At 70.0% G+C, this 22,672-nt stretch carries 22 protein-coding genes; 17 read left to right on the top strand and 5 right to left on the bottom strand.

Features of this window, described 5'->3' with window-relative positions; translation table 11 throughout:
- Positions 1–42 precede the first annotated feature (42 nt).
- Positions 43–210: a hypothetical protein gene (locus AB0E94_RS05915; protein ID WP_360323066.1), complete on the bottom strand. Its 168-nt coding sequence runs from the start codon at positions 208–210 to the stop codon at positions 43–45.
- 104 nt (positions 211–314) lie between these two features.
- Entirely contained in the window at positions 315–713 is a 399-nt protein-coding gene (locus AB0E94_RS05910) for a hypothetical protein (protein WP_360323064.1), read from the bottom strand.
- Between the two features lie 96 nt (positions 714–809).
- Between AB0E94_RS05910 and AB0E94_RS05905 the strand changes: the two genes are divergently transcribed.
- Genes AB0E94_RS05905 through AB0E94_RS05895 form a run of 3 tightly spaced genes read left to right on the top strand, consistent with a single transcriptional unit; the run spans position 810 to position 3,133 of the window.
- A complete protein-coding gene (locus tag AB0E94_RS05905) occupies positions 810–1,568 on the top strand; it encodes a M23 family metallopeptidase (RefSeq protein ID WP_360323062.1) in 759 nt (252 codons plus the stop codon).
- A gap of 10 nt (positions 1,569–1,578) precedes the next feature.
- On the top strand, positions 1,579–2,523 hold the full coding sequence (locus AB0E94_RS05900; RefSeq protein WP_360323060.1) for a prephenate dehydrogenase/arogenate dehydrogenase family protein: 945 nt from the start codon (positions 1,579–1,581) through the stop codon (positions 2,521–2,523).
- A gap of 40 nt (positions 2,524–2,563) precedes the next feature.
- On the top strand, positions 2,564–3,133 hold the full coding sequence (locus AB0E94_RS05895; protein WP_360323058.1) for a DinB family protein: 570 nt from the start codon (positions 2,564–2,566) through the stop codon (positions 3,131–3,133).
- On the opposite strand, the gene mtnA is transcribed toward AB0E94_RS05895, so the two are convergent.
- Complete coding sequence (gene mtnA, locus AB0E94_RS05890; RefSeq protein WP_360323056.1) at positions 3,130–4,092, bottom strand: S-methyl-5-thioribose-1-phosphate isomerase; 963 nt, start codon at positions 4,090–4,092, stop codon at positions 3,130–3,132. The two genes, AB0E94_RS05895 and mtnA, sit on opposite strands and share 4 nt — an antisense overlap.
- Position 4,093: 1 nt before the next feature.
- The gene (locus AB0E94_RS05885) at positions 4,094–5,890 is read right to left on the bottom strand and encodes a M48 family metallopeptidase (protein WP_360323054.1); all 1,797 of its coding nucleotides are present in this window, start codon (positions 5,888–5,890) and stop codon (positions 4,094–4,096) included.
- A gap of 97 nt (positions 5,891–5,987) precedes the next feature.
- On the opposite strand from AB0E94_RS05885, the gene AB0E94_RS05880 reads away from it, so the two are divergent.
- From AB0E94_RS05880 to AB0E94_RS05815, 14 genes are all read left to right on the top strand, one after another.
- Entirely contained in the window at positions 5,988–6,941 is a 954-nt protein-coding gene (locus AB0E94_RS05880; protein WP_360323052.1) for a DUF4034 domain-containing protein, read from the top strand.
- 17 nt (positions 6,942–6,958) lie between these two features.
- Positions 6,959–8,020 (top strand): PHP domain-containing protein, encoded by a 1,062-nt coding sequence (locus AB0E94_RS05875; protein ID WP_360323050.1) that lies wholly within the window; start codon positions 6,959–6,961, stop codon positions 8,018–8,020.
- Between the two features lie 21 nt (positions 8,021–8,041).
- Positions 8,042–9,712, top strand: a complete 1,671-nt coding sequence (locus AB0E94_RS05870) for a DUF885 domain-containing protein (RefSeq protein WP_360323048.1) — start codon at positions 8,042–8,044, stop codon at positions 9,710–9,712.
- Between the two features lie 473 nt (positions 9,713–10,185).
- The gene (locus tag AB0E94_RS05865) at positions 10,186–11,232 is read left to right on the top strand and encodes a hypothetical protein (RefSeq protein ID WP_360323046.1); all 1,047 of its coding nucleotides are present in this window, start codon (positions 10,186–10,188) and stop codon (positions 11,230–11,232) included.
- A 2-nt stretch (positions 11,233–11,234) separates the two neighbouring features.
- Entirely contained in the window at positions 11,235–14,234 is a 3,000-nt protein-coding gene (locus tag AB0E94_RS05860) for a nitrate- and nitrite sensing domain-containing protein (RefSeq protein ID WP_360323044.1), read from the top strand.
- Positions 14,231–14,677 carry a roadblock/LC7 domain-containing protein gene (locus tag AB0E94_RS05855; RefSeq protein ID WP_093622396.1) on the top strand — a complete coding sequence of 149 codons (447 nt, stop codon included), beginning with the start codon at positions 14,231–14,233 and terminating at the stop codon, positions 14,675–14,677. The genes AB0E94_RS05860 and AB0E94_RS05855 overlap by 4 nt, the downstream gene beginning before the upstream one ends.
- Complete coding sequence (locus AB0E94_RS05850; protein WP_360323042.1) at positions 14,674–15,135, top strand: DUF742 domain-containing protein; 462 nt, start codon at positions 14,674–14,676, stop codon at positions 15,133–15,135. Before AB0E94_RS05855 ends, AB0E94_RS05850 begins: the two co-directional genes overlap by 4 nt.
- Complete coding sequence (locus tag AB0E94_RS05845) at positions 15,113–15,739, top strand: ATP/GTP-binding protein (RefSeq protein ID WP_093622394.1); 627 nt, start codon at positions 15,113–15,115, stop codon at positions 15,737–15,739. Before AB0E94_RS05850 ends, AB0E94_RS05845 begins: the two co-directional genes overlap by 23 nt.
- A gap of 123 nt (positions 15,740–15,862) precedes the next feature.
- Entirely contained in the window at positions 15,863–16,621 is a 759-nt protein-coding gene (locus AB0E94_RS05840; protein WP_360323040.1) for a hypothetical protein, read from the top strand.
- 278 nt (positions 16,622–16,899) lie between these two features.
- Entirely contained in the window at positions 16,900–18,228 is a 1,329-nt protein-coding gene (locus AB0E94_RS05835; protein WP_360323038.1) for a glycosyltransferase family 2 protein, read from the top strand.
- 49 nt (positions 18,229–18,277) lie between these two features.
- Entirely contained in the window at positions 18,278–19,459 is a 1,182-nt protein-coding gene (gene wecB, locus AB0E94_RS05830) for a UDP-N-acetylglucosamine 2-epimerase (non-hydrolyzing) (RefSeq protein ID WP_360323036.1), read from the top strand.
- The gene (locus AB0E94_RS05825) at positions 19,459–21,081 is read left to right on the top strand and encodes a polysaccharide deacetylase family protein (RefSeq protein ID WP_360323034.1); all 1,623 of its coding nucleotides are present in this window, start codon (positions 19,459–19,461) and stop codon (positions 21,079–21,081) included. Before wecB ends, AB0E94_RS05825 begins: the two co-directional genes overlap by 1 nt.
- 14 nt (positions 21,082–21,095) lie before the next feature.
- Positions 21,096–21,437 (top strand): hypothetical protein, encoded by a 342-nt coding sequence (locus AB0E94_RS05820; RefSeq protein WP_360323032.1) that lies wholly within the window; start codon positions 21,096–21,098, stop codon positions 21,435–21,437.
- 37 nt (positions 21,438–21,474) lie between these two features.
- On the top strand, positions 21,475–21,897 hold the full coding sequence (locus AB0E94_RS05815; protein WP_360323030.1) for a VOC family protein: 423 nt from the start codon (positions 21,475–21,477) through the stop codon (positions 21,895–21,897).
- Here AB0E94_RS05815 and AB0E94_RS05810 read toward each other — a convergent pair.
- Entirely contained in the window at positions 21,890–22,639 is a 750-nt protein-coding gene (locus AB0E94_RS05810) for a dienelactone hydrolase family protein (RefSeq protein WP_360323028.1), read from the bottom strand. The genes AB0E94_RS05815 and AB0E94_RS05810 overlap by 8 nt on opposite strands.
- Between the last annotated feature and the right edge of the window lie 33 nt (positions 22,640–22,672).

Raw genomic sequence — 22,672 nt, 5'->3', positions numbered from 1 at the left:
GCGGCGGCGGGCGCATCGCGCCACGCCTTGACGGAACTGAAGTCAGTTCACCGGGCGGCGGCGAGTCGCGATCAACTCGCGGAGCCGGAGACCGCGCAGCCGGGGCGATGGTATCGACTCACGTGTCGATTTCGCCTGGGCCAGAGCGGCCAGCAGCTCGAGGCGGCGACGGCTGCGATCCGGGTCCAGCCGTTGTGGCGAGGGGGCCATGCGACCGAGAGTGCGTCAGCCGCGCGGCGTTAGTCAAGGGTCGATGAGCATGTCGGCAGACCCACTGCTCAGGGCTACCAAAAGGGCACGTCGGGTGGCGAAAATCACCACAACGGCCAGTCGAGGGTGGTGATCCAGTCGAGGGTGACGAAGAACATCGCGAGGGACAGCGCGACCCCGCTCGCCACTGCCACACCGACCGCCACACCACGGTCGCCGAGGAGGGTCAGGACCACGGAGACACCCCAGGCGGCGAGGGCCGCGCCGATGGTCCACCACGCGTAGGACCCGAGACCGCTGCCGAGGCTGCCGAACAGCACGAACCACAGGGTCGTCGCAGCCAGGCCGCTGACCACCGGCCCGGCCGCGACCGGGTGTGGCTCACGGTAGACGGGCCGCGGCGGCAGACCGGTGAAGATCGGCGGCGGCGGCAGGTCGCGGGGCGGCACGTAACCCGGAGGCGGCGGTGCGGCCGCGGGCCAGGAAACCTGACGGTCTGCCATCTCACTCCCACCTCTGCGTGCTCGTACGGACTCGCCCTGCCCAGCCTAGCCATCGTCAGGTCTGCGCGATCTCCGGTCTTCTGCCAGGATGGCGCGGTGCGTTTACTCCGTACCCTCTCCGGTCTGACGATCGCGGCCGTCTGCCTCGCCGGCTGCGGCGGCGCCGGTGGGTCGGCCGACCCGGCCGCGACCCCGAAGTTCGTGGATCCGGCCGCGCAGTCCTCGACCACCGAGTCGGCCGCGACGAGCGCCGCTCCGGCGCCGTCCGTCCCGGCGAGCCCGAGCGCCGCCGCGTCGGCCAAGGCGAAGCCGACGCCGAGCGCGTCCGAGTCGACCAAGGCGGCCTCGGTGAAGTACGTCTTCCCGGTCGACGCGTCGAACGTGGACTGGAGCAACACGCACTCGAAGTACCCGGCGACCGACATCTTCGTGAACTGTGGCGAGGACTTCGTGGCCACCACGAGCGGCACGGTCCTGGAGATCAGCCTCACCGACCGGTATGTCGAGGGGAACCCGGACGGGCCGAACAACGGGGGCCTCTCGGTGTCGATCGAGGGTGACGACGGGGTCCGCTACTACGGGTCGCACCTGAGCCGGGTCCAGTCCGGCATCAAGCCCGGGGTCCGGGTCAAGGGCGGGCAGTTGCTCGGCAAGACCGGCAAGACCGGCAACTCCAGCGGGGTCTGTCACCTGCACTACGGCATCTCACCGCCGTGCGCGAAGACCGGTGACTGGAAGGTGCGGCGCGGGGTGGTCTGGCCGTACACCTATCTCGCGTCGTGGCGTAAGGGTGGCCAGAAGAGCCCGGTCGCCACGGTCGCCACCTGGGCGAAGGAGAACGACTGCAAGGCCTAGAGTCGGGGCCGTGCGTATTGCGGTCATCGGGCTCGGCCTGATCGGTGGGTCTCTGCTGCGGGCGCTCGGCGCGGCCGGCCACGACGTGGTGGGCTTCGACGCCGATCCGGCCACCCGTGAGCTGGCCCGGGCAGCCGGGTTCGAGGTCGGCGGGTCGGTTCGCGAGACGGTTGCCGGCAGTGTCGTGGCGGCTCTGGCCGTACCGCTGCCGATTTTGCCGGAAGTGGTCGCTGACCTGGACGGATATGACGGCCTGGTGACCGATGTGACGTCGGTGAAGGGTCCCGTCAGGGACCTGTTGGCGGGTCGGCGGTTCGTCGGCGGGCATCCGATGGCCGGTAAGGAGACGTCCGGGTTCGCGGCGGCCGAGGCCGGGTTGTTCGGGGGTTGTGCCTGGGTGTTGTGCCTGGAGCCGGACGGGACCGACCTCGACGACTGGCTGCTGCTGGCCGGATTGTTCACCAGGATGGGTGCGCGGGTGGTTCCGGTGACCGCGGCCGAGCACGACACCGCGGTGGCGCAGATCAGTCACGTGCCGCACCTGTTCGCCGCCGTCCTGGCCGAGCAGCTGCTGTCGAATCCGCTGGCCGGAACGCTGGCGGCCGGATCGTTCCGGGACGGCACCCGGGTGGCCGCGACCCGTCCGGAGCTGACCGCGGCGATGTGTGGTGGCAACGGGAGGGCGGTTCAGCGGGAGTTGCATCGGCTCATCGGCGAGCTTCGGCAGCTGGAGGCCGTCCTGGAGGGGCCCGAGCCGATCGGCGCGATGACCGGCTACCTGCGGCGGCCGTCCGAGGCGCGGCGCGCGTGGCCGGCCACCCCCGGCCGCCCGGAGACCATCCCAGCGGACATTCCGGACTTGTTGCACCTGGGCCGATCAGGCGGATGGGTGACCGAGGTGAAAACCGGCCGGGTTGTCGTAAAGCGGCCAGAAACTGACCGCTTCCTTCCCTAGCGTTAGCGGTGTTCACGACACCAGCCACAGGGAGTCTCCGATGCCCGGTCAGGTCCGCCCCGTCACCGACGAGCAGGACGGTCTGCTCGCCTACCTCGCCCAGATGCGCTACGTGATCAAGCTGACCGCGTACGGGCTGACGCCCGAGCAGCTGCGGGCGACGCCGAGCGCCAGCGCCCTCAGCGTGGCCGGCCTGATCAAGCACGTCGCCAGCACCGAGGAGGGCTGGCTGGCGACGGTACGCGGCGAGCAACAGCCGATCGACTACGGCGCGTACGAGCGCAACTTCGTGCTCGCCGAGGACGAGACCGTCGAGGACCTGTTCGCAATGTACGACCGGGTGGCCGAGGCGACCGAGAAGACGGTCCGCGACATCGACGACCTCGACCACCAGGTGCCGATCGACCACTCGGTGCCGTGGAACCCCAAGGAGCACGACTTCTGGTCGCTGCGCTGGGTGCTGCTGCACCTGGTCCAGGAGACCGCACGGCACGCGGGGCACGCCGACGTCATCCGGGAGACCGTCGACGGCGCCACCGCGTACCCGCTGATGGCCGCCGCCGAAGGCTGGCCGGAGTCGCCCTGGATGAAGCCCTGGAAGAAGGCTTAAGGCTTTTCGCCCCGGTCGACCCGGATCACCCGGCGGTCCGTGACGATCGCCGTGACCAGGTCGAACGGGGTGATGTCGAAGGCCGGGTTCACCGCCTCGCTCCAGGCGGTGACCTCGGCCGAGCCGCGGTCCTCGATCTCCACGTGCGCGCCCGACGGCGTGTCGTGATCGACTGTGGACTCCGGCGCGACCACCACGAACGGGATGCCTGCTCGCCGCGCGCCGAGAGCGTGCGAGTACGTCCCGATCTTGTTGATCACGTCGCCGTTGGCGCAGATCCGGTCGGCGCCGAGGATCACCGCGTCGACCTCGCCCCGGGCCATCAGGAACGGGCCGGCCGAGTCGACCGCGACCCGGTGCTCGATGCCCCAGCGGGTCAGCTCCCACGAGGTGAGCCGGGCGCCCTGGAGCAGCGGCCGGGTCTCGCTGGCGATCACCCCGGCCAGCCGGCCGCGCTGGTGCAGCTCGCCGACCACACCGAGGGCGGTGCCGACGGTCACCGCGGCCAGCGCCCCGGTGTTGCAGTGGGTGAGCAGCCGGGGGCGAGCCCCGCACAGCTCACCGATCAGGTCCGCGCCCAGCCCGGCCATCGCCGCCGACGCGGCGATCTCCTCGTCCCGCACGGCGCACGCCTCGGCCAGGACGGCCTCCGGCCCGTGCGGGATCAGGGCGGCGGCCCGCAGCGCGCCGCGGGCCAGGTTGACCGCCGTCGGGCGTGCGGTTTCGACTTTCTGTACGGCCACCGCGAGCGCCGCCGGATCGTCGACGTGGATCCGGGCGGCCAGCGCGACCCCGAAGGCCCCGGCCACCCCCAGTGCCGGCGCGCCGCGCACCGCCAGCGACTGGATCGCCGCGATCAGCTCCCCCACGGTGTGCAGTCGCAGCACCCGTTCCTCGCCCGGCAGGGCCGTCTGATCGATGATCTCGACGGCCCCGTTGACCCAATCGATGGTCCGCAAACTATTCCGCCCGTCCATTGATCCGGTTCAGCACGGCTTCCAGTGTGTCGCGGCTCTTGCCGAGCTGATCGCTGGACCAGCGCTCCTTGATGGACACCGTGGCGCCGCCGTGCAGGTCCAGTTCGGCGTTGATCGGGACGGCCTTGGTGATCCGGGCGCCGGTGACCTCCTCGTACGGGACGAACCGGTAGTGCTGGGCCAGGACCGCCGGGTCGTTGTTGGACAGCAGCTGGTGCAGTCGCTGCTCGCCCTCGCTGGTGCTGTTCGGCGCCGGCACGAAGAGGAAGCCCCGGTCCAGCAGGATCAGGTCGTGCTCCTGCTCGTCGATGCGTACGTTGGCCATCGCGCCGATCACGTCGGAGCCGCTCGCGGTGGCCTTGGTCTCGACCACCCGGGCCGCCTCGACGTGGATGCCGATCGCGGCCAGCCGCTGCCGGGCCTCGCCGACGGTCGCCGGGGAGACGGCCAGTTTGGCGATCTCGGCGTAGTCGACCGGCTGCCCGTGCACGTCGGTGAGCCGGGCCGGCGCCGACCAGGAGTGCTGCCAGCGGGCCGCGCCGGAACGCACCGCGGCCAAGGTGATCAGGTCGTCCATCAGGTCGGCGGTCAGTTCACCCAGCCGGTCGGCCGCTACCAGGTCGAAGATGTCGGCCAGGCCGGCCTCCTGGACGCCGAGGAGCCGGGCGGCCGAACGGAACACCTGGTCGGCGCGGCGCTGCTGGACCGCGATGATCGACGCGGCGGTGAAGTCGGCCCAGGGCAGCACGGTCCGCGGCCCGAAGTCGACGACAGCCGCCTGGAGGGCGAGCCCGGCGCCGTCCAGGTGCAGCAGGGACGAGGCGGGACGCCGGTCGGGCGCGTGCTGCACCGGCGGCAGGGCCCGCATGGCCTCGATCCGCACGCCGATCGCCGGGTGGGTGTCCCAGCGAGAGGTCTCGCTGTCCGGCTCCTCGTCACGCAGCCGGGCCAGTTCCTCGGTACGCGCCGCGTAGAGCTGCCCGAACCCGCCGAAGATGTCGTCCGGGGCGTACCCGTGCTCCCAGCCGTACGCGACGTATCGTCCGAAGTAGAAGTCCCAGGCCGTGTCGACGACCGGCAGCTCGCGCATGGCGCTGACCGCCGCCTCGACACCGGCGACCCGTACCGACACCTGGTCGGCCTCGAACTCCTGCCGCCGGGTCACCGCGTTGCTGACCAGCAGGTAGAGCATCCCGTAGCCCTTGAACACCCAGCCGAACACGTTCCACTTGCCGACCCGGCTGAGCGTCTCGTGCATGGCGGCCCGGCCCCGGTACGCGACCGCGGAGAGCCTGGTGTGCGAACCGGAGTAGTGGCCGAGCTCGTGCGCGATCACCGAGCGCAGCTGGTCGACGGTGAAGGTCTGGAGCAGCGGCATGCCGAGGTAGAGCCGCCGGGTGCCGGCGATCAGGCCGAGTGCCTTGGTGTCCTCGCTGACCGCGGCGTTGACCTCGGGGACGAGACGGATCTCGTCGGGTGCCCGGGTGCCCGCCTCGGCGGCCATCTCGCGGACCGTCCGCCACAGGTCGGGCGCCTGTTCCGGGCCGAGGAGCAGACCCTCCGGCTCGCCCGGCTGCGCCCGGATCGCCTTCCACAGGCCGACCAGCACCGCACCGACCGCGGCCAGCAGCAGCCAGCTCAGCTTGGCCGCTCCGGCGCTGTGCGAGTGGGCCCAGATCTCGTAGATCAGCCAGCCGACCAGGGCCAGTTGGAGCAGGCCGAGCACATAGAACCCGACCAGCATGGCCACCGAGACGGCGGCGCGCAGCGCGGTTGACATGACCGTTCGTTTCCTCCCCCGTGTGGCCGCCCGATCGGGCGGCCGTCGGAAGGTACCGATCTCGATATCCGCTGGGCAAGACCAATAAGATCAACACATGTGGCCGTTCTCGCGGGTGCCGGACATCGACCCCACGCATGGTGACCCGCGGGCCCGTGCACTGATCACCGCGCTGGGCGCCCAGGACCGGGAGACGGTCCGGGGTGTCTTCGCGTCACTGCCCGACCCGGACGGGCGCGCGTACCTGATGGAGTTCGCGAGCGAGGTCCCCGGCGTGCAGGACTGGATCGGCCGGTGGGTCGCCGACGAGCCCGGGTCGACGCTGCCGCTGCTGATCCAGGGCTGCCACGCGGTCGCCTGGGCGTGGGAGGCCCGCGGCGGGGCGTATGCGAAGGACACGTCGGCGGATCAGTTCGCCGGCTTCTTCGAGCGGCTGGCGTTCGCCGAGAAGTGTCTCAAGCAGGTCACCGAACGGGACCCCTCGGACACCACCGCCTGGACCTGGCTGACCACCTCGGCCCGCGGCTCCCAGGTCGGGCGGGACGAGGCGGCGGCCCGGTTCGACGCCGTCGTCAAGTACGCGCCGGAGCATCTGATCGCCCATCGGCAGCGGCTCCAGTTCCTCTGCGAGAAGTGGTCCGGCAGTCACGGCGAGATGTTCGCCTTCGCCCACGAGGCGCTCGCCCGGTCCACGCCGGGCGGGCTGCTGGCGACCCTGATGGTCGACGCCCACCTGGAGTACTGGGCGAGGCTGCCCTCCGGTGAGGACGAAGCGCACATCCGGAGCGCGGCGGCGCGCCGGGACCTGGTCGTCGCGGCCCAGCATTCGGTGCTGAACGCGGCCTTCCGGCCGGTGTTCGGCTGGCCGGGCCGGGCCAACGGTCTCGCGATGACCCTGTTCATGGCCGGGGAGTACGGCTGGGCGGCCCGGGTCTTCGACCTGATCGGCGATCACGTCACGCGATCCCCGTGGAACTACATCACGGCCAGCGGCAACGAGGCGCGGAGATTCGTCGAGGCCCGCAAGGATGCGTACGCCTTCGGCCGCTGACGCCTAGGCTTGGCCGCATGGCCTCGTCGCGTGATCCGGTCACTGACCTACGTCGCATCGCGTTCCTGCTGGAGCGGGCCAACGAGGCGACCTACCGGGTGCGCGCGTTCCGGTCGGCGGCCGCCACGATCGCGAAGACGCCGCACGACGAGCTGGTCGCCCGCGCGGAGGCCGGCACCCTGGCGAAACTGGCGGGCGTCGGCGATGTGACGGCCCGCTGCGTGACCGAGTCGCTGGCCGGTGAGGAGCCGGTCTACCTGCGCCGGATCACCGCGACCGAGGGCGCCGATCTGCCGGCCGAGGCGGCCGCGATCCGGGCCGCCCTGCGCGGCGACTGTCACGTGCACTCCGACTGGTCCGACGGCGGCTCGCCGATCGAGGAGATGGCGCTGGCCGCGGCTGACCTCGGGCACGAGTACTTCGTGCTGACCGACCATTCACCGCGGCTGACCGTGGCCCGCGGGCTGACCGCCGACCGGCTGCGCAGACAGCTCGACCACGTGGACCGGCTGAACGCGGCGCTGCCCGACGGCTTCCGCATCCTGACCGGCATCGAGGTGGACATCCTCGACGACGGCGGCCTGGATCAGGAGGACGAGCTGCTGGCCCGGCTGGACCTGGTGGTCGGGTCGGTGCACAGCAAGCTGCGCGACGACTCGGCCCGGATGACCAGGCGGATGGTCACCGCGATCGCCAACCCGCACCTGGACGTGCTCGGGCACATGACCGGCCGCAAGGTGTCGGCGCCCGGCGAGGGCGACGCCGCCCACCGGAAGGCCCGGACCAGGCCACCGAGCGACTTCGATCTGGAGAAGGTGATCGCGGCGGTTCTGGAGCACGGCAAGGCCATCGAGATCAACTCGCGGCCGGACCGGCTCGATCCACCGAAGCGGATGCTCACCGTGGCCCGCGAGGCCGGCTGCCTGTTCACCGTCGACACCGACGCGCACGCCCCCGGCCAGCTGGACTGGCTGGATTTCGGCTGCGAGCGGGCCGCGCTGTGCGGTGTCCCGGCCGACCGGATCGTGAACACGTGGACCGCCGAACGCCTCACCCGGTGGACCGCGTCACACCGGTGACGTCCCGTAGGGTCGGCAACCGTGGGACGAATTGACGAACTCGCGAACCGCTACGTCGACGACTGGGCCGCCCTGAATCCGACGGGCGCCACCTCAGCCGGCATAACCGGCTACGACGACAAGACCGACGACCTCTCACCGGAGGGCTTCGCGGCACAGGCCGAGCTGATCCGGCGGACCGTCAACGAGCTCGACGTGATCGAGCCGGAGCACGAGTCCGAACAGGTCGCCAAGGACGCCATGATGGAGCGCCTCGGGCTTCAGCTGGCCCAGCACGACGCGGGCTACGTCAGCACCGATGTCAGCGTCATCACCAGCGGGCTGCACGAGCTGCGGATCGTGCTCGACGTGATGCCGACCGAGGGTGAGGAGGCGGTGGCCAACATCGCCGCCCGGCTGAACGCGTTCCCCCGCGCGCTGGAGCAGTACCGGCGGACCCTGCTGGAGGGTGCCGCGGAGGGCCGGGTCAGCGCACGTCAGCAGCTGGCGGCGGTGGCCGATCAGTGCGACGCGTGGACCGATCCGGCCCGCGACGACTTCTTCAACGCGCTCGCCGGCCGGCTTCAGGCCTCCGGCGCGCTCGCCGCCGAGCTACGGGCCGGTGCCGAGGCGGCCACCGCCGCGACCGTCGCGTTCGGCGCCTTCCTGCGTGACGAGCTCGCTCCGCTCGGGCGCGAGAAGGAGGCCGCCGGCCTGGACCGGTACACCCTGGCCTCGCAGTACTTCCTCGGCGCGAAGGTGGACCTGCAGGAGACGTACCTCTGGGGCTTCGCCGAGCTGGACCGCCTGGAGCGGGAGATGCGGGCGGTGTCGGCGCAGATCGTCGGGCCGGGCGCCTCGATCGACGAGGCGGTGGCCGCGCTGGACGCCGACCCGGCCCGCTCGATCAAGGGCAAGGAGGCGTTCCGGGACTGGATGCAGGCGCTCTCCGACCGGGCGATCACCGAGCTGAACGGCACGCACTTCGACATCGAGCCGCCGGCCCAGAAACTGGAGTGCTGCCTCACCCCGACCAGTGACGGCGGCATCTACTACACCGGGCCGAGCGAGGACTTCTCCCGGCCCGGCCGGATGTGGTGGGCGGTGCCCGAGTCGCAGCAGCTGTTCTCCACGTGGCGTGAGGTCACCACCGTCTACCACGAGGGTGTGCCCGGCCATCACCTCCAGATCAGCCAGACCCTGCTCCGGGCGGACACCCTGAACCGCTGGCAGCGGCTGCTCTGCTGGTCGTCCGGGCACGGCGAGGGCTGGGCGTTGTACGCCGAGCGCCTGATGGACGAGCTCGGCTACCTGGGTGATCCGGGTGACCGGCTGGGCATGCTCGACGGCCAGTCGTTGCGGGCGGCTCGGGTGATCGTCGACATCGGCATGCACCTGGAGCTGGAGATCCCGCGTGACAATCCGTTCGGTTTCCACCCGGGCGAACGATGGACGCCGGAGCTGGGCTGGGAGTTCCTCCGGGCGCACAGCCGGATGCAGGAGGATGTCCTGCGGTTCGAGTGGAAGCGGTACCTGGGCTGGCCCGGGCAGGCGCCGTCGTACAAGGTCGGTGAGCGCATCTGGTTGCAGGCCCGGGACGAGGCAAAGGCCCGCAAAGGAAGTGATTTCGACCTCAAGACGTTCCACCGCGACGCGCTGAACCTCGGCTCGCTCGGCCTGGATCCGCTTCGTAAGGCACTGGCCAGGATTTGAGTCATACGGGTCTCTCCGTACCGAAACCGGTCGGAGAGGCCCGTATTTTTGTATTCGCTTAACTACTCTGCGTCGATAAATTCCGCAGAGCAATCGCGCAGGCACGTTCGGTCAATGCAAAGACGCCGAGACGTAACAAATCCGAAGTAGAACTCATATTCACGTCCCGCCGGGGCGGCGGATACGATCTCCCGCGGCACCCCTGACTTTGCCCGAAAACCGCGTGGACTTGCAGCGTGGCCGCTCGTACAGCGAAGTCGGGAGTACCGCGTATCCCCCGATCAGCCGAGCGAACTCTGACCCTTGGAAAGGGGTTTTCTGAGGATTTCTCGGATAGATTGACCCGGATCGGTGCGCCCGCATGGCTACTGTCCGTAGCCCCCCACTGGCCCATCGCGTGTGCATGGCGGAGGACTAAAGCAATGTCAGTCTCGGTGAAGAGCCGGCGATCCCGTTTACGCTCCGCCCTCGCGGTGGTGCTGACGGTTCTCGTCGTGCTGCCGACCGCAGTCCTGTTTCTGCGCGTCCTGAACGAGAACACCACTCAGCGGGACGAGACGGCTCTCAAACTCAAGGGAGTCGAATACCTCGCCGAGCTGGCGCCACTGATCAGCGCGCTCGCCGAGTCGCAGTCGTCGGCGCTCCAGGGTGTCACCCAGGAGCCGGCCTCGCTGACCGCCGCCGTCGCGCGAGTGCAGGGTGTCGACGAGAACCTCGGCGGCGACCTGGAGACCACCAGCCGCTGGGCCGGCCTCAAGGAGAAGATCGGTCGCCTGCCCGGCGTCAGCGGCACGGCCGAGGACGTCTACCAGGCGCACGTCGAGGTCGGTGACCTCGCTCTGGAGCTCTACAACGAGGTTCGCGAGAACTCGAAGCTCAACCAGGACCAGCAGAGCGACATCTGGTACCTCCAGGAGACCATCACGGTCGACATGCCGGAGGCGGTCACCCACGTCAGCCGGATGGGCGACCTGGCGAACATGCTCGCCGCCGCCAAGAACAACCAGCGCGCGGCGCTCGCGGTCCAGTTCGGCGCCGAGATCCTGGCCGTCCAGGAGGCGGTCGCCGAGCTGACCGACCACCTCCAGGCCGCGGCCGAGGACACCGACAGTTCGACCCTCGCCAGCAACACGGTCAACAACCTGGACGCGTTCCGCCGCGGAGTCGAGGCCGCCAACCGTGGCGCGAACCTCGGCAACACCCCGGACGTCTCCATCCTGGTGACCGCGCAGAGCACCCTGACCAACGCGCTCAAGGCGCTGGCCACGGTCCTGCTCAAGGAGATGTCGACGATGCTCGACGAGCGCACCGACAGCCTCGACTACCGCCGCGCCGAGGCCTGGGCGATGCTCATCACCTCGATCGTCCTGCTCGTGATCGCCGCCTTCTGGAACCGTGGCCGCGCCGTGCTGGCCGGTCGTGAGGCGTCCCAGAGCAGCCGCGACGTCTCGGTCCAGGGTGACAACCCGCCCGGCTTCGCCGGAGGCGGTTTCGGCGGCTCGCCGGCCTGGGAGCGTTAAACGTGCTATTCGGAAAGTTCCGCATCCTGGGCAAACTCGCCCTGCTGATCCTGGTGCCCCTGCTCGGCGTCGTCGGCCTGGCCATCCCGGTCATCTACGAGCGCATCGACGCGGCCACCACCGCCCAGGAGACCGCGGACACCGTCGTCCGGGCCACCGCGGTCAGCTCGGCCCTGATCGAGCTGCAGGAGGAACGACTGCTCTCGGTCGGTTACCTGCTCGGTCTGGTCGAGCGCCCGGAGCTGGTGGTGCAGAGCGCGGAGGCCGCCGACTCGGTGGCGCACCTCGCCGAGGACGAGGACGCTCCGCTCGCGCTGCGCCGGGCCATCGCCGGCGCCGCCAAGCTGAACAGCACCCGGCAGAACGTTCTGAACCGGTCGATCAAGCCGCCGACCGTGATCACCGACTTCACCAGCGCGATCAACCCGCTGATCGAGGGCCTGGGCCTGGCCACCAGCGCCGACCTGTCCACCGGTGTCGGCCAGCAGGTCTACGCCCTGGACCGGGCCATGCGCTCCGACGACCTGATCAGCCAGGCGTCGTGCTGGCTGGCCACCGCGGTGGTCTCCGGCAGCAACCCGCAGGACGCGGCGCTGCTGCTGAGCCAGTTCACCTCGACCTTCGCGCAGATCCAGTCGATCATCACGTCGTCGAAGGTGTACTTCACCGACACCCAGTACAAGCTCTACCTGAGCACCCAGCAGGCGTTCACCGCGCGCGTGGGCCCGAAGTTCACCGAGGCGCTGGAGACCAACCCGACGCTGGCGCTGAAGGGCCTGCGGATCCAGCTGCTGTTCCCGTCGCTTCAGTCGGTGACCATCCTCGGTAGCTTCGTCGAGAAGCGCGTGGCCCAAGACGTGGGCCTGACCGTGGCGAACAACCGGGACAGCGCCATCCAGCAGTCGCTGCTCATCGGTGGTGGCGCGTTCCTGCTGCTCCTCCTGGTGGTCACGCTGTCGATCTTCATGGCTCGCGCGGTCGCCCGGCCGCTGCGGCGTCTCACCGTCTCGGCCGACCGCATCGCCCGCGCCGCCGAGTCCGAGCTCGAGCGCGTGGCCGACGACGAGGCCGAGGCTCAGGTCCGCCCGATCCGACTGGACCCGGTCGACGTCGAGGCCCAGGACGAGATCGGTGACCTGGCCCGAGCCTTCGACCGCGTGCAGACCACCGCCGCCCGGCTGGTGGAACGTCAGGTGCTCGGCCGCCGTAACGTCGCCCAGATGTTCGGCCACGTCGGTCGCCGTACCCAGAACCTGGTCGGCCGCCAGCTGTCCCTGATCGACACGCTGGAGCGCAAGGAGACCGACAGCGACCGCCTGCGCGAGCTCTACCGTCTGGACCACATGTCCAGCCGTCTGCGCCGGAACGCGTCCGCGCTGGTCGTGCTCTCCGGTGGCGCCGGTGCGAACGAGCACATGGCGCCGCTGGGCCTCACCGACGTCGTCCGTCTCGCCCTCGGTGAGATCGAGGACTACACCCGTGTCGAGGTGGACATCCCCGAGGACATCGTCGTGGTGCCGGCCGTCCTGGCCGACCTGACGCTGCTCCTGGCCGAGCTGCTGGAGAACGCCACCACGTTCTCCCCGCCGCACACCAACGTCACGGTCAGCGCCGACGAGCTGCGTGGCGGCGCCCGCCTCGCGATCATCGACCACGGCCTGGGCCTCGCGCCCGAGCGTCTGGCCGAGGAAAATGCGCGACTGACCCGCCGTGAGCGCCTCGACCTGGCGCCCACCGAGGTTCTGGGTCTCTTCGTGGTCGGCCGGCTCGCCCGCCGGCACGGCATCGAGGTGACCCTGACCGACACCCCGGACGGCGGTCTGACCGCCTGGATCGACCTGAGCCCGTCGCACCTGATCGGCCGGGTGGAGAACCTGTCCCCGATGGCTCCGGTGGCCTACCCGGCGACGACCCCGGTCGCCGCCTTCCCGGCCGCTCCGATGGTGCCGCAGATCCAGTCCGCCGAGTACCCGGTGGCGCCGGCCTACTCGGGGGCGCTGCGGGGCAACACCACCGAGGTCGCGATCGCCAGCTCGGCGGTCCGGTCGGTGCCCGGCAGCCAGCAGCCGTTCGACCCGGCGAAGCTGAGCCGGGCCACCCAGGTCGTCGAGGCCGGCACGTCGTGGAACGCGTTCGGCGGGTCTGGCGCACCGGCGCTCGGCAGCGCTCCGGCCGACCCGTACGCGGGCCAGCCGGTCTACGACGCCGAGCCGGTCTACTCGCCGGGTCCGGCGTACCAGGAGCCGGCGTACCCGTCGGCCGGCAGCTACCCGGAGCCGGTCCAGTCGTACGACATGGGCACTCCGGTCGCCGGCCGGGTTCCGGCCGCACTGCCCGAGCTGCCCCCGGCTCAGCCCAGCTGGAGCGCCGAGGTGGCCGTGCAGCCGAGCTGGAACGTTCCGGCCCCGGCCGCTCCGGAGATCCCGGTCGCCCCGCCCGTTGTCCCGCCGGTCCCGGTCGCCCCCGAGCCGCAGCGCAACGGCACGGGTGCTCCGCTGCGCCGCCGGGTTCCCGGCAGCCAGCTCCCGGAGGAGCACGCGCCGCACCAGCTGGCCGCGCCGAAGACGCAGGACGACGCGCTCGCCGCCCGGGCCGCGTTCGACGCCTTCGAAGCGGGTGTCAGCCGCGCTCACGACACGAGCGTGTCGATCCCGATGCCGGACTTCTCCACCCCGAGCTGGGACAGCCCCGCGCCCAGCTGGAACGCGCCCGCCCCGGTGTCTCCGCCGCCCGCTCCGCAGCAGCAGCAGCAGTGGGCACCTCCGGCGCCGCCCGCGCCGGCCGCACCGCCCGCGCCGCCGTCCTCCAACGGTGGTTCGGCGCTGACCCGTCGAGTGCCGGGAGCAACCCTCCCGCGCGACGAGATGCATCAACCGATCACCCCGCCGGCCCCGTCCACGCTGGACCCCGAGGCCGCCCGGGCTCTCATGGATCAGTTCGAGTACGGAGTCGCACTCGCACTGAATGAAAGTCAGCCACAACACGAGGGACAACCGCGATGACTTCCCCTTACTCCCCCGCGCAAAGTCAGCTCAGCGCTGAAGCCAAAACCTTCAACTGGCTGCTTGACTCGTTCACCTCCGGCACCGCGGGTGTGATCGAAGCCATCGCCGTCTCCTCGGACGGTCTGCTGATGGCCATGTCGGCGATCAAGGACCGGCCCAACGCCGAGCGCCTCGCCGCCGTGGTCTCGGGCCTGACCAGCCTCGCCGGTGGCGCCGCCAGCTGGTACCGCCTCGGCGCGCTGAACCGGGTCATCATCGACATGGCGGACGGGTACCTCCTGGTCACCGCGATCAGCGCCGGCTCGGTGCTGGGTGTCATCGCCGACCGTTCGGCGAACCTGGGCACGCTGGCGTACGAGATGACGCTCTTCGCCACCCGCGCCGGTGGCGCTCTGAGCCCGCGCCTGATCGCCGAGCTTAAGAACGCAGTCCAGCAGTGACCTATCCGGACCCCGACGACCCGGTACCTCCGGCGCGAACCGGAGTCCGGCCCTTCCTGCAATCCGGTCCTCAGCACTCGGCCGGTGGTTATACCCCTACCGGGGAGCAACCGCCGGTCGAGTCATCGACCAATACGCTGCGCCCGTTCGTCATCACGTCCGGGCGGACCGATGGAGGAGACCCCGACATCGGTATGGAGACTCAGGTGACGCTGGTGCCCGGTGCGCCACCGTCCCGGCTCTCTCCGGAAACCAGGGCGATCGTGTCTCTCTGCGAGGAGAGTCCGATCTCGGTAGCTGAGATCTCCGCACGACTTCGCCTGCACTTGGGTGTCACCCGAATCCTGGTCGGCGACCTTCGCGCCACCGGCCAGCTCGACGTCCATGTGCTGGAGAACGACACACCTGACCCCGACACCATCATGCGAGTGATCCGTGGACTTCGATCCATCAGCTAACCGCGTCGTCGGTACCGCGCGCATACCCGGTGCTCCGGCGCCCAAGAAGGCGCCGGTCCCGGTCAAGATCATCGTGGCCGGCGGCTTCGGGGTGGGCAAGACGACCACCGTGGGCGCCATCTCCGAGATCTCGCCTCTCACCACCGAGGCCGAGATGACCTCGGAGTCGGTCGGTATCGACAATCCCGGCCAGGCCACGATGAAGACCGGCACCACGGTCGCGATGGACTTCGGTGTCCTCACCATCGACCAGACGCTGAAGCTCTACATCTTCGGCACGCCCGGCCAGACGCGGTTCGCCTTCATGTGGGACGACCTGGTCAAGGGCGCTCTGGGCGCGCTGGTCGTGGTCGACACCAATCGAATAGACGACTGCTATCCGGCGGTCGACTACTTCGAGCGGGCCGGCCTGCCGTTCGTGGTCGGCATCAACACCTTCAACGGGCAGATGAGCTACAGCGTGGAGGAGGTTCGGTGGGCCCTCGCGGTGCGTGAAGACGTGCCGGTCATATCCTTCGATGCGCGATTCCGTGCTTCGGTACGGGACGCTCTGCTCGTGGTACTGGACCAGGCTCTCGACAAGGCCATTCGGATGAAGTCGTAGGGTGTGGTCCGGGTCGCCCGGTGACGGTTTCCCATGGAACCCGGAGCAGAGCGGTTCCCAAACCTGCCCACGGAGGGGCACAGTTGGGGTACCGGGCGACCGCGTAGGAAAGAGGACGGTGACGTGCGAGGCGGACTGGACGACGCGCTCGACAAGCTCGCCCGGCGGGACGAGCTGAGGCGCCGGGCCGCCGGAGAGAGCGGCGGCACTCCGCCGGCGGTGACCGAGCTGGTCGAGGCGATAGCGGGTGTGGTCTCCCGCAATCCCCAGATGACGGTCACAGTCGGCGTCGAGGGCGCTGGTGATCCGGTGCTGCTCCACTTCGCGATGGCCGACGGTGTGGTCCAGGTGACCGCCGACAACGCGGTCACGGCACGGGCCACCGAGGCCGGCCCCAGGCATGCCGACTTCGAGATCGATGTCGAGGAACCGGTCGAGGAGCCATCGTCGGCAGCGCCCCCACGGGCGAGCCGCGACGATCAGGACCGATTCGGCCCGACCACTGACTTCGACTATGTCGAGCCGACGACTGCCGAGCAGCCGTTCGTCACCAACCGGCACGAGCAGGCCTTCGGTTATGACCAGGCCGGCTATGCCGATCAGGGCAACATCACGCCGCATCCGTTCGCGCCGGCACCGCCGCCTCCGGTTCCACCGCACCCGTATGCGGCCGCGCAGCCGCAGGGCTACACGGAGCCGCATCCGTATGCGCCGTCCTATCCGGCCCAGCATGCCGAGCCACAGCCGCAGCAGGGGTTCCCGGAGCCGCTTCCGGAGCCGATCCCGTTGCAGGTGGAGCGCCCGGAGGAGACCGAGATGGCGGCCCGTCGCCTGGCGGCGATGCTGCGCAGTGACCCGACCCTGCTCGACGGCCCACAGTAGCTTCTCGCTCACTCAGCGTATTCAGCCAGACGCGATCTCGAAAGTCACGCTCCGTGCCCAGGCGACTCCGGGCCGGAGCTAACCCCATTTGCCGGAAATGGCGCTGAACGCGCCCGGTTTCGCCTGCTGAGCGCAGTCTGAGATGTCTGGGTTCGCCCTTTTAGCCGGTCTCCTCCTCCGTTCCGCTGAACGCCCTTGAGTGACGCTCGGTAGTTCCCTAATGTCCTATTACGTCCAGGGCAAATGCACGGACGGTAACGACTACGGGGGAGGTTCCGATGACCGCGTCGGACAGCTGGCAGTTCGCGGTCGCCGGCTACGCGGTCCTGCTGGCCTGGCCGATCACCACGGTGATCCTGGTCTGGTTCGCACTCCGCTACCACGGCACCCACCGTGCCAAGGTCGTCAATCGCTCGCTGGCCGGTGGCAACGGCCGTCCCGAGCACTTCTGGATCATCGTCCCGGCCCTGAACGAGGAAGCCGTCGTCGCCAACACGGTCGGCGCGGCCCTCAACCTGCGCGGCCCGGCCGGCACCCTGTCCCGGGTGCTGGTCGTCGACGACGGCTCGGACGACCGCACTCCCGAGGTGCTGGCCGGAATCGATCACCCGCGGCTGCACATCATGCGGCGCGAGCTGCCGGAGGCCCGGCAGGGCAAGGGCGAGGCGCTGAACGCCGCGTACCGGCACATCTCGATGCTCACCGCCCAGGCCGGCATGGCTCCGGAGAAGGTGGTCGTCGGGATCATCGACGGCGACGGCCAGGGCAGCGAGAACATCCTGGTCGAGGTGTCCCGGCTGATGCGTGACGAGCGGGTCGGCGCGGCGCAGGTGCAGGTACGCATCCGCAACCGCAACCGCCTCCTCGGCGCCGTGCAGGACCTGGAGTTCGGCGCGATCGTGGACGCCTGCCAGAACATGCGCGACGCCCTGGACACCGTCGGTCTCGGCGGCAACGGCCAGTTCAGCCGCCTCTCCACGCTCCAGACGCTGGGCACGGCGCCCTGGTCCAGCTGCCTCGTCGAGGACCTGGAGCTGGGCCTGCGGATGCACCTGAACGGCGTCGGGATCCGCTACACCTCCCGCGCCTCGGTGACCCAGCAGGCGGTCGTCGACGTCCGCCGCCTGACCCGGCAGCGCACCCGCTGGGCGCAGGGCAACATGCAGTGCGCCCGCTACCTGGGCCGGCTCTTCGAGTCGCCGCGGGTGGCCCGGATCGCCCTGGCCGAGATGCTGCACTACCTGCTCTCGCCGTGGGCCAACGCGATCGTCACGGTGCTGCTGATCGGCACCGGGATCGCCGGACTGGGCGGCCTGCTGGTCGGTCACCCGATCGTCTTCATCCCGACCTGGGCCGCGCTGGGCGAGAGCCTGGGTGTCTGGTTCGGAGTCACCACGTTCCCGGGTGTGCTCTGGGCGCTGGTGCACAAACGCAAGCACGGCGACGAAGGCATGCCCCGGATGCTGACCGCCGCTCTCGCGTACCCCGCCTTCCTGATCCTCGGTCTGGCCGCCACCTATCGCGCTCTGGGCCGGCAGGCCAGCGGCCGCCAGGCCTGGGCCAAGACCGAGCGCCTCGTCGAAGAACCTCTGGCCGTCCCCGCCTGAGGCCTTCCCGCCCCCCTTCAAGTAACGAACGAGAGAAAAGGCTCCCCCCGTGTCTCGTGAAGTCCACCTCGTCGGCGGCACCCGCCCCGAAGCAGTCAAACTCGCCCCGGTCGCCCTCGCCATGCGTGAGGCCGGCCTGCTCACCCCGATCCTGCTGGCCAGCGGTCAGCACCCGACGATGGTCACCCAGGCGCTCGCCGCCTTCGACCTGGCGCCGGACATCACCCTCCAGGTCGAGCGGGAGACCGGCAGTCAGGCCGAGCTGCTCACCGCGATGATCCGCGAGCTGGACGAGCTCTGGTCGGTACGCACCCCGGCCGCCGTGATCGTGCAGGGCGACACCACGACCAGCCTGGCCGGCGCCCTGGCCGCGTTCTGGCGGCGCATCCCGGTCGTCCACCTGGAGGCCGGCCTGCGCTCCGGCGACCTCGAGTCGCCGTTCCCGGAGGAGGGCAACCGCCGTCTGGTCGCCCAGGTCGCCGCCCTGCACCTGGCACCGACGCCGCTGGCCGCGATGAACCTGCTGGACGAGAAGATCCCGGTCACCGACGTGCTGATCACCGGCAACACGGTGGTCGACGCGACCCTCGCGGTGGCCGGCCGCAAGCTGCCGTTCGAGAACACCGCCGTGGCCGCGGCCCGGGCGAACAGCACGAACCGCCTGGTCCTGGTGACCGCGCACCGCCGTGAGTCGTGGGGTGAGCCGCTCGACCGGATCCTGTCCGCGGTCAAGGAGCTGATCGCCCGCTACGACGACATCGACGTGATCCTGCCGAGCCACCCCAACCCGGCGGTCCGCGAGCAGGTGGACGCCGCCCTGGCCGGGGTGGAGCGGGTGACGGTCACCGACCCGCTGCCCTACCCGGACCTGTCCCGGCTGCTCTCCGAGGCCTACCTGGTGCTCACCGACTCGGGCGGCATCCAGGAGGAGGCTCCGTCGTTCGGCGTTCCGGCGCTGGTACTGCGGGACGTGACCGAGCGGGTCGAGTCGCTGCACGCCGGCTGCGCCAAGCTGGTCGGCTCGGACCCCGCGCTGATCGTGTCGGAGGCGTCGCTGCTGCTGGACAGCCGGAGCCGCCGCGACTCGATGACGGCCGGCGGCAACCCGTACGGCGACGGTCTCGCCGCGCAGCGCACCGCCCAGGCCACCGCCGCCCTCCTCGGTCTCGCGAGTTTCCCCGACGCGATGCCCGTCGCCCCGTCCGCCCTCACGTCCGGAGCCGTCGCCTGATGCGTACCGCAATCGTCTCTCGTCGCAACGTTCTCGCCGCCGGCGCCGCCGCGGCCGCGGTCGCCGCCGTCGGTTTCAGCACCATGGAGGCGGACGCCGCCACCGCCACCGCGACCACTTCGTCGGTCAAGACCGGCAAGGCGGCTCCCGGCGGGGGCACGGCCAAAACCCTTGTGCTGTACGACAACACGGGCGACTACGGCTGGCTGGGCGAGGTCTACGCCACCCAGGTCGCGAACCTGAGCTCGCACTTCGGCTCCTGGACGGCCGCGCCGGTGTCCTCCTACAAGGCCGGCGATCTGGCGAACCACTCGGCCCTGATCTACCTGGGCTCGACCTACGACGAGCCGCTGCCGGCCGCGTTCCTGACCGACGTGGCCGCCACCACGAAGCCCGTCATCTGGGTCCGTGACAACATCTGGCAGCTGACCAAGCTGGACGGATTCGCCGCGAAGTTCGGTTTCACCAGTGGTCTCTACGACTTCGCCGACGTGCCCGAGGTGTCCTACAAGGGCCGCTCGCTGACCCGTGGCGCGGACAACAAGTCGGGCCTGATGAACCTGTCGGTCGCCGACGCCTCGAAGGTCAGCACGCTGGCCGCCGCCAAGCGCGCGGACGGGTCGACGCTGCCGTGGGCGGTGCGGTCCGGGAACCTGACCTACGTCGGTGAGATCCCGTTCTCGTACGTCACGCACGACGACCGCTACCTGATCTTCGCGGACCTGCTGTTCGACGCCCTCGCCCCGAAGACCGCCGAGCGGCACCGTGCCCTGATCCGGATCGAGGACATCGGCCCGGACTCGGACCCGGACGAACTGAAGGCGATCGCCGACTACCTGTCGTCGCAGAAGGTGCCGTTCAGCGTCGCCGTCTACCCGCGTTACCGGGACCCGAAGGGCGCCCTGAACGACGGCAAGGCCGAGGACTACACCCTCGCCAAGAAGCCGCTGGTGGTGGCCGCCCTGAAGTACATGCAGGCCAAGGGCGGCACGCTGTTGATGCACGGCTACACCCACCAGTACGGCTCGGTCGCCAACCCGTACGACGGGGTGAGCGCCAACGACTTCGAGTTCTTCATGGCGCACGTCGACGCCAACGACCGGGTGATCTACGACGGCCCGGTGAAGGAGGACTCGGTCGCCTGGGCCACCGCGCGGATGGTCGCCTCCGGCGCGGTCTTCACCGCCACCGGTCTCGGCATGCCGAAGATCTTCGAGTTCCCGCACTATGCGGCCAGCCCGGCCGACTACCAGGCGGCGAACACCCTGTTCGGCAAACGGTACGACCGTGGCCTCTACTTCCCGGGCGTGCTGACCGGCGCCAAGTACGACTACCCCCGCCAGTTCGGCCAGTTCTTCCCGTACACGGTCCGGGACGTGTACGGCTCGGTCGTGGTGCCGGAGAACATCGGCAACGTGGAGCCGGACGCCTACAACGGGCACCCGCCGCGGCTGCCGGCCGACCTGATCGCCAGCGCCGAGCGCAACCTGGTGATCCGGGACGGCGTGGCGAGCCTCTTCTACCACGGGTATCTGGGCACCGACTACCTCAAGCAGCTGGTGCCGGGCATCATCAAGGCTGGTTACACCTTCGTGAGCGCCGAGACCATGCTGAACGGCTGAGAACTTTGGACGTGGTGGATTTCTGGGTCAGGTCGTGGACCAGCGACGACCTGACCGGGGCACGCAAACTGCTCGCCCCGGACGTGGAGGCCGAGTGGAACCTCGACGCGCCGGTGGACGAGGAGGAGTTGCTCCAGGTGCTGCACCGGATCGCCGCGTTCGCGGACGGGGTCACCGTGGTGGCCCGGACCGACGCGGTGGACGGTGCGGCGCTGATCTACGACCTGGCGGCGCCGTTCGGCACGGCCCGCCTGGTCGAGTTCCTCGGCGTGGAAAACGACAAGATCAACGAAGTGCGGCACGTGTACGACGTGACCGCGATCGACAGGTACTTCCCGGGCCTCTACGCCAATTAGGCCGGATGCTGTCCTGATTCCTGGGTACGTTCGCCTCATGGCTTACGACTTCCAGGTCACCGTGGACTGCACCGAACCGCACACCCTCGCCGACTGGTGGGCCGAGACGCTCGGCTGGAACGTGGAGCCCCAGGACGAGGCGTTCATCAAGGACATGATCGCCAAGGGGTATGCCACCGACGACGAGACCACCCATCACAACGGGAAGCTCGTCTGGCGTACCGGCGCGGCGATCCTGCACCCGGAGAACGGCCGGCGGCTGCTGTTCCAGTTCGACGAGGCCGCCAAGACGGTGAAGAACCGCTGGCACGTCGACGTCCGGGTGAGTGCCGAGAACCGGGACGCCGAGCGCGACAAGCTGGTCGCGCGCGGCGCCACCTTCCTCTGGGAGGCCAGTCAGGGCCCGCACGCGTGGTTCACGATGGCCGACCCGGAGGGCAACGAGTTCTGCATCAGCTGAGGGCACGGTCCAGCAGCGGCAGCAGCGCCGCCCAGTGCCGTTTCTCGGCCTCCGGGTGGTACATCGACGTGTCGCTCATGGTGAAGCCGTGTGGGGCGCCCTCGTAGAGCTCCGAGGTGTACTCGACCCCGGCCTCGGCGAGGGTGATCTCCAGCGCCTTGATCTGCTCCGCGGTCATCGAGCCGTCATTGTCGGCGTGTCCGAAATAGACCTCCGCGGTCAGGTTCGGCACACCCAGGTGCGGGCTGTCCGCGGCGTCGGTGACCACTCCGCCGGCGTGGAAACTCGCCAGCGCGGCGAACCGGTTCGGGTGCTCCGAGGCCGCGACCAGCGCGTTCCGGCCGCCCATGCAGTAACCGACGATCCCCGCCGGCCCGGCTGCCACCTCGTCGCGGCCGGCCAGGAAGTCCAGGTAGGCGGCCGCGTCCGCGCCGATCCGCTCGCGCGTGAGGTTTCTGATCATCGGCATCAGCCGGCCGAAGGCGGCGCCGCGCTTCTCCGGGTCGGTCAGTTCGTCAGGCGTGACCAGCTGCCCGCCGGCGTCGCGGTAGAAGAGGTTCGGCACGAGGACGGCGTACCCCTGCCCGGCGATCCGGACGGCCATCTCCATGAGCCTCGGCCGCAGGCCGAAGGCATCCATGAACATCAGCACCGCCGGGAACGGCCCGGAGCCCTCCGGCGTGACGAAGTACGCCTCGGCCGAACCGTCCGCGGCCGGCACCTCTAACTCGATCTGTGGCATTCCCGCACCTCCTGCACCATTCATGCTGATCAT

It is taken from the genome of Actinoplanes sp. NPDC026670, assembly GCF_040638175.1.
Classification (GTDB): domain Bacteria; phylum Actinomycetota; class Actinomycetes; order Mycobacteriales; family Micromonosporaceae; genus Actinoplanes.
This window is presented reverse-complemented; position numbering and strand designations above follow the sequence as displayed.

Bases quoted from the DNA above. Each gene is read 5' to 3' on its own strand.
- AB0E94_RS05915 (WP_360323066.1), bottom strand. From the start codon at position 210: ATGGCCCCCTCGCCACAACGGCTGGACCCGGATCGCAGCCGTCGCCGC.
- AB0E94_RS05910 (WP_360323064.1), bottom strand. From the start codon at position 713: ATGGCAGACCGTCAGGTTTCCTGGCCCGCGGCCGCACCGCCGCCTCCG.
- AB0E94_RS05895 (WP_360323058.1), top strand. From the start codon at position 2,564: ATGCCCGGTCAGGTCCGCCCCGTCACCGACGAGCAGGACGGTCTGCTC.
- AB0E94_RS05885 (WP_360323054.1), bottom strand. From the start codon at position 5,890: ATGTCAACCGCGCTGCGCGCCGCCGTCTCGGTGGCCATGCTGGTCGGG.
- AB0E94_RS05880 (WP_360323052.1), top strand. From the start codon at position 5,988: ATGTGGCCGTTCTCGCGGGTGCCGGACATCGACCCCACGCATGGTGAC.
- AB0E94_RS05875 (WP_360323050.1), top strand. From the start codon at position 6,959: ATGGCCTCGTCGCGTGATCCGGTCACTGACCTACGTCGCATCGCGTTC.
- AB0E94_RS05855 (WP_093622396.1), top strand. From the start codon at position 14,231: ATGACTTCCCCTTACTCCCCCGCGCAAAGTCAGCTCAGCGCTGAAGCC.
- AB0E94_RS05835 (WP_360323038.1), top strand. From the start codon at position 16,900: ATGACCGCGTCGGACAGCTGGCAGTTCGCGGTCGCCGGCTACGCGGTC.
- AB0E94_RS05825 (WP_360323034.1), top strand. From the start codon at position 19,459: ATGCGTACCGCAATCGTCTCTCGTCGCAACGTTCTCGCCGCCGGCGCC.
- AB0E94_RS05815 (WP_360323030.1), top strand. From the start codon at position 21,475: ATGGCTTACGACTTCCAGGTCACCGTGGACTGCACCGAACCGCACACC.
- AB0E94_RS05810 (WP_360323028.1), bottom strand. From the start codon at position 22,639: ATGCCACAGATCGAGTTAGAGGTGCCGGCCGCGGACGGTTCGGCCGAG.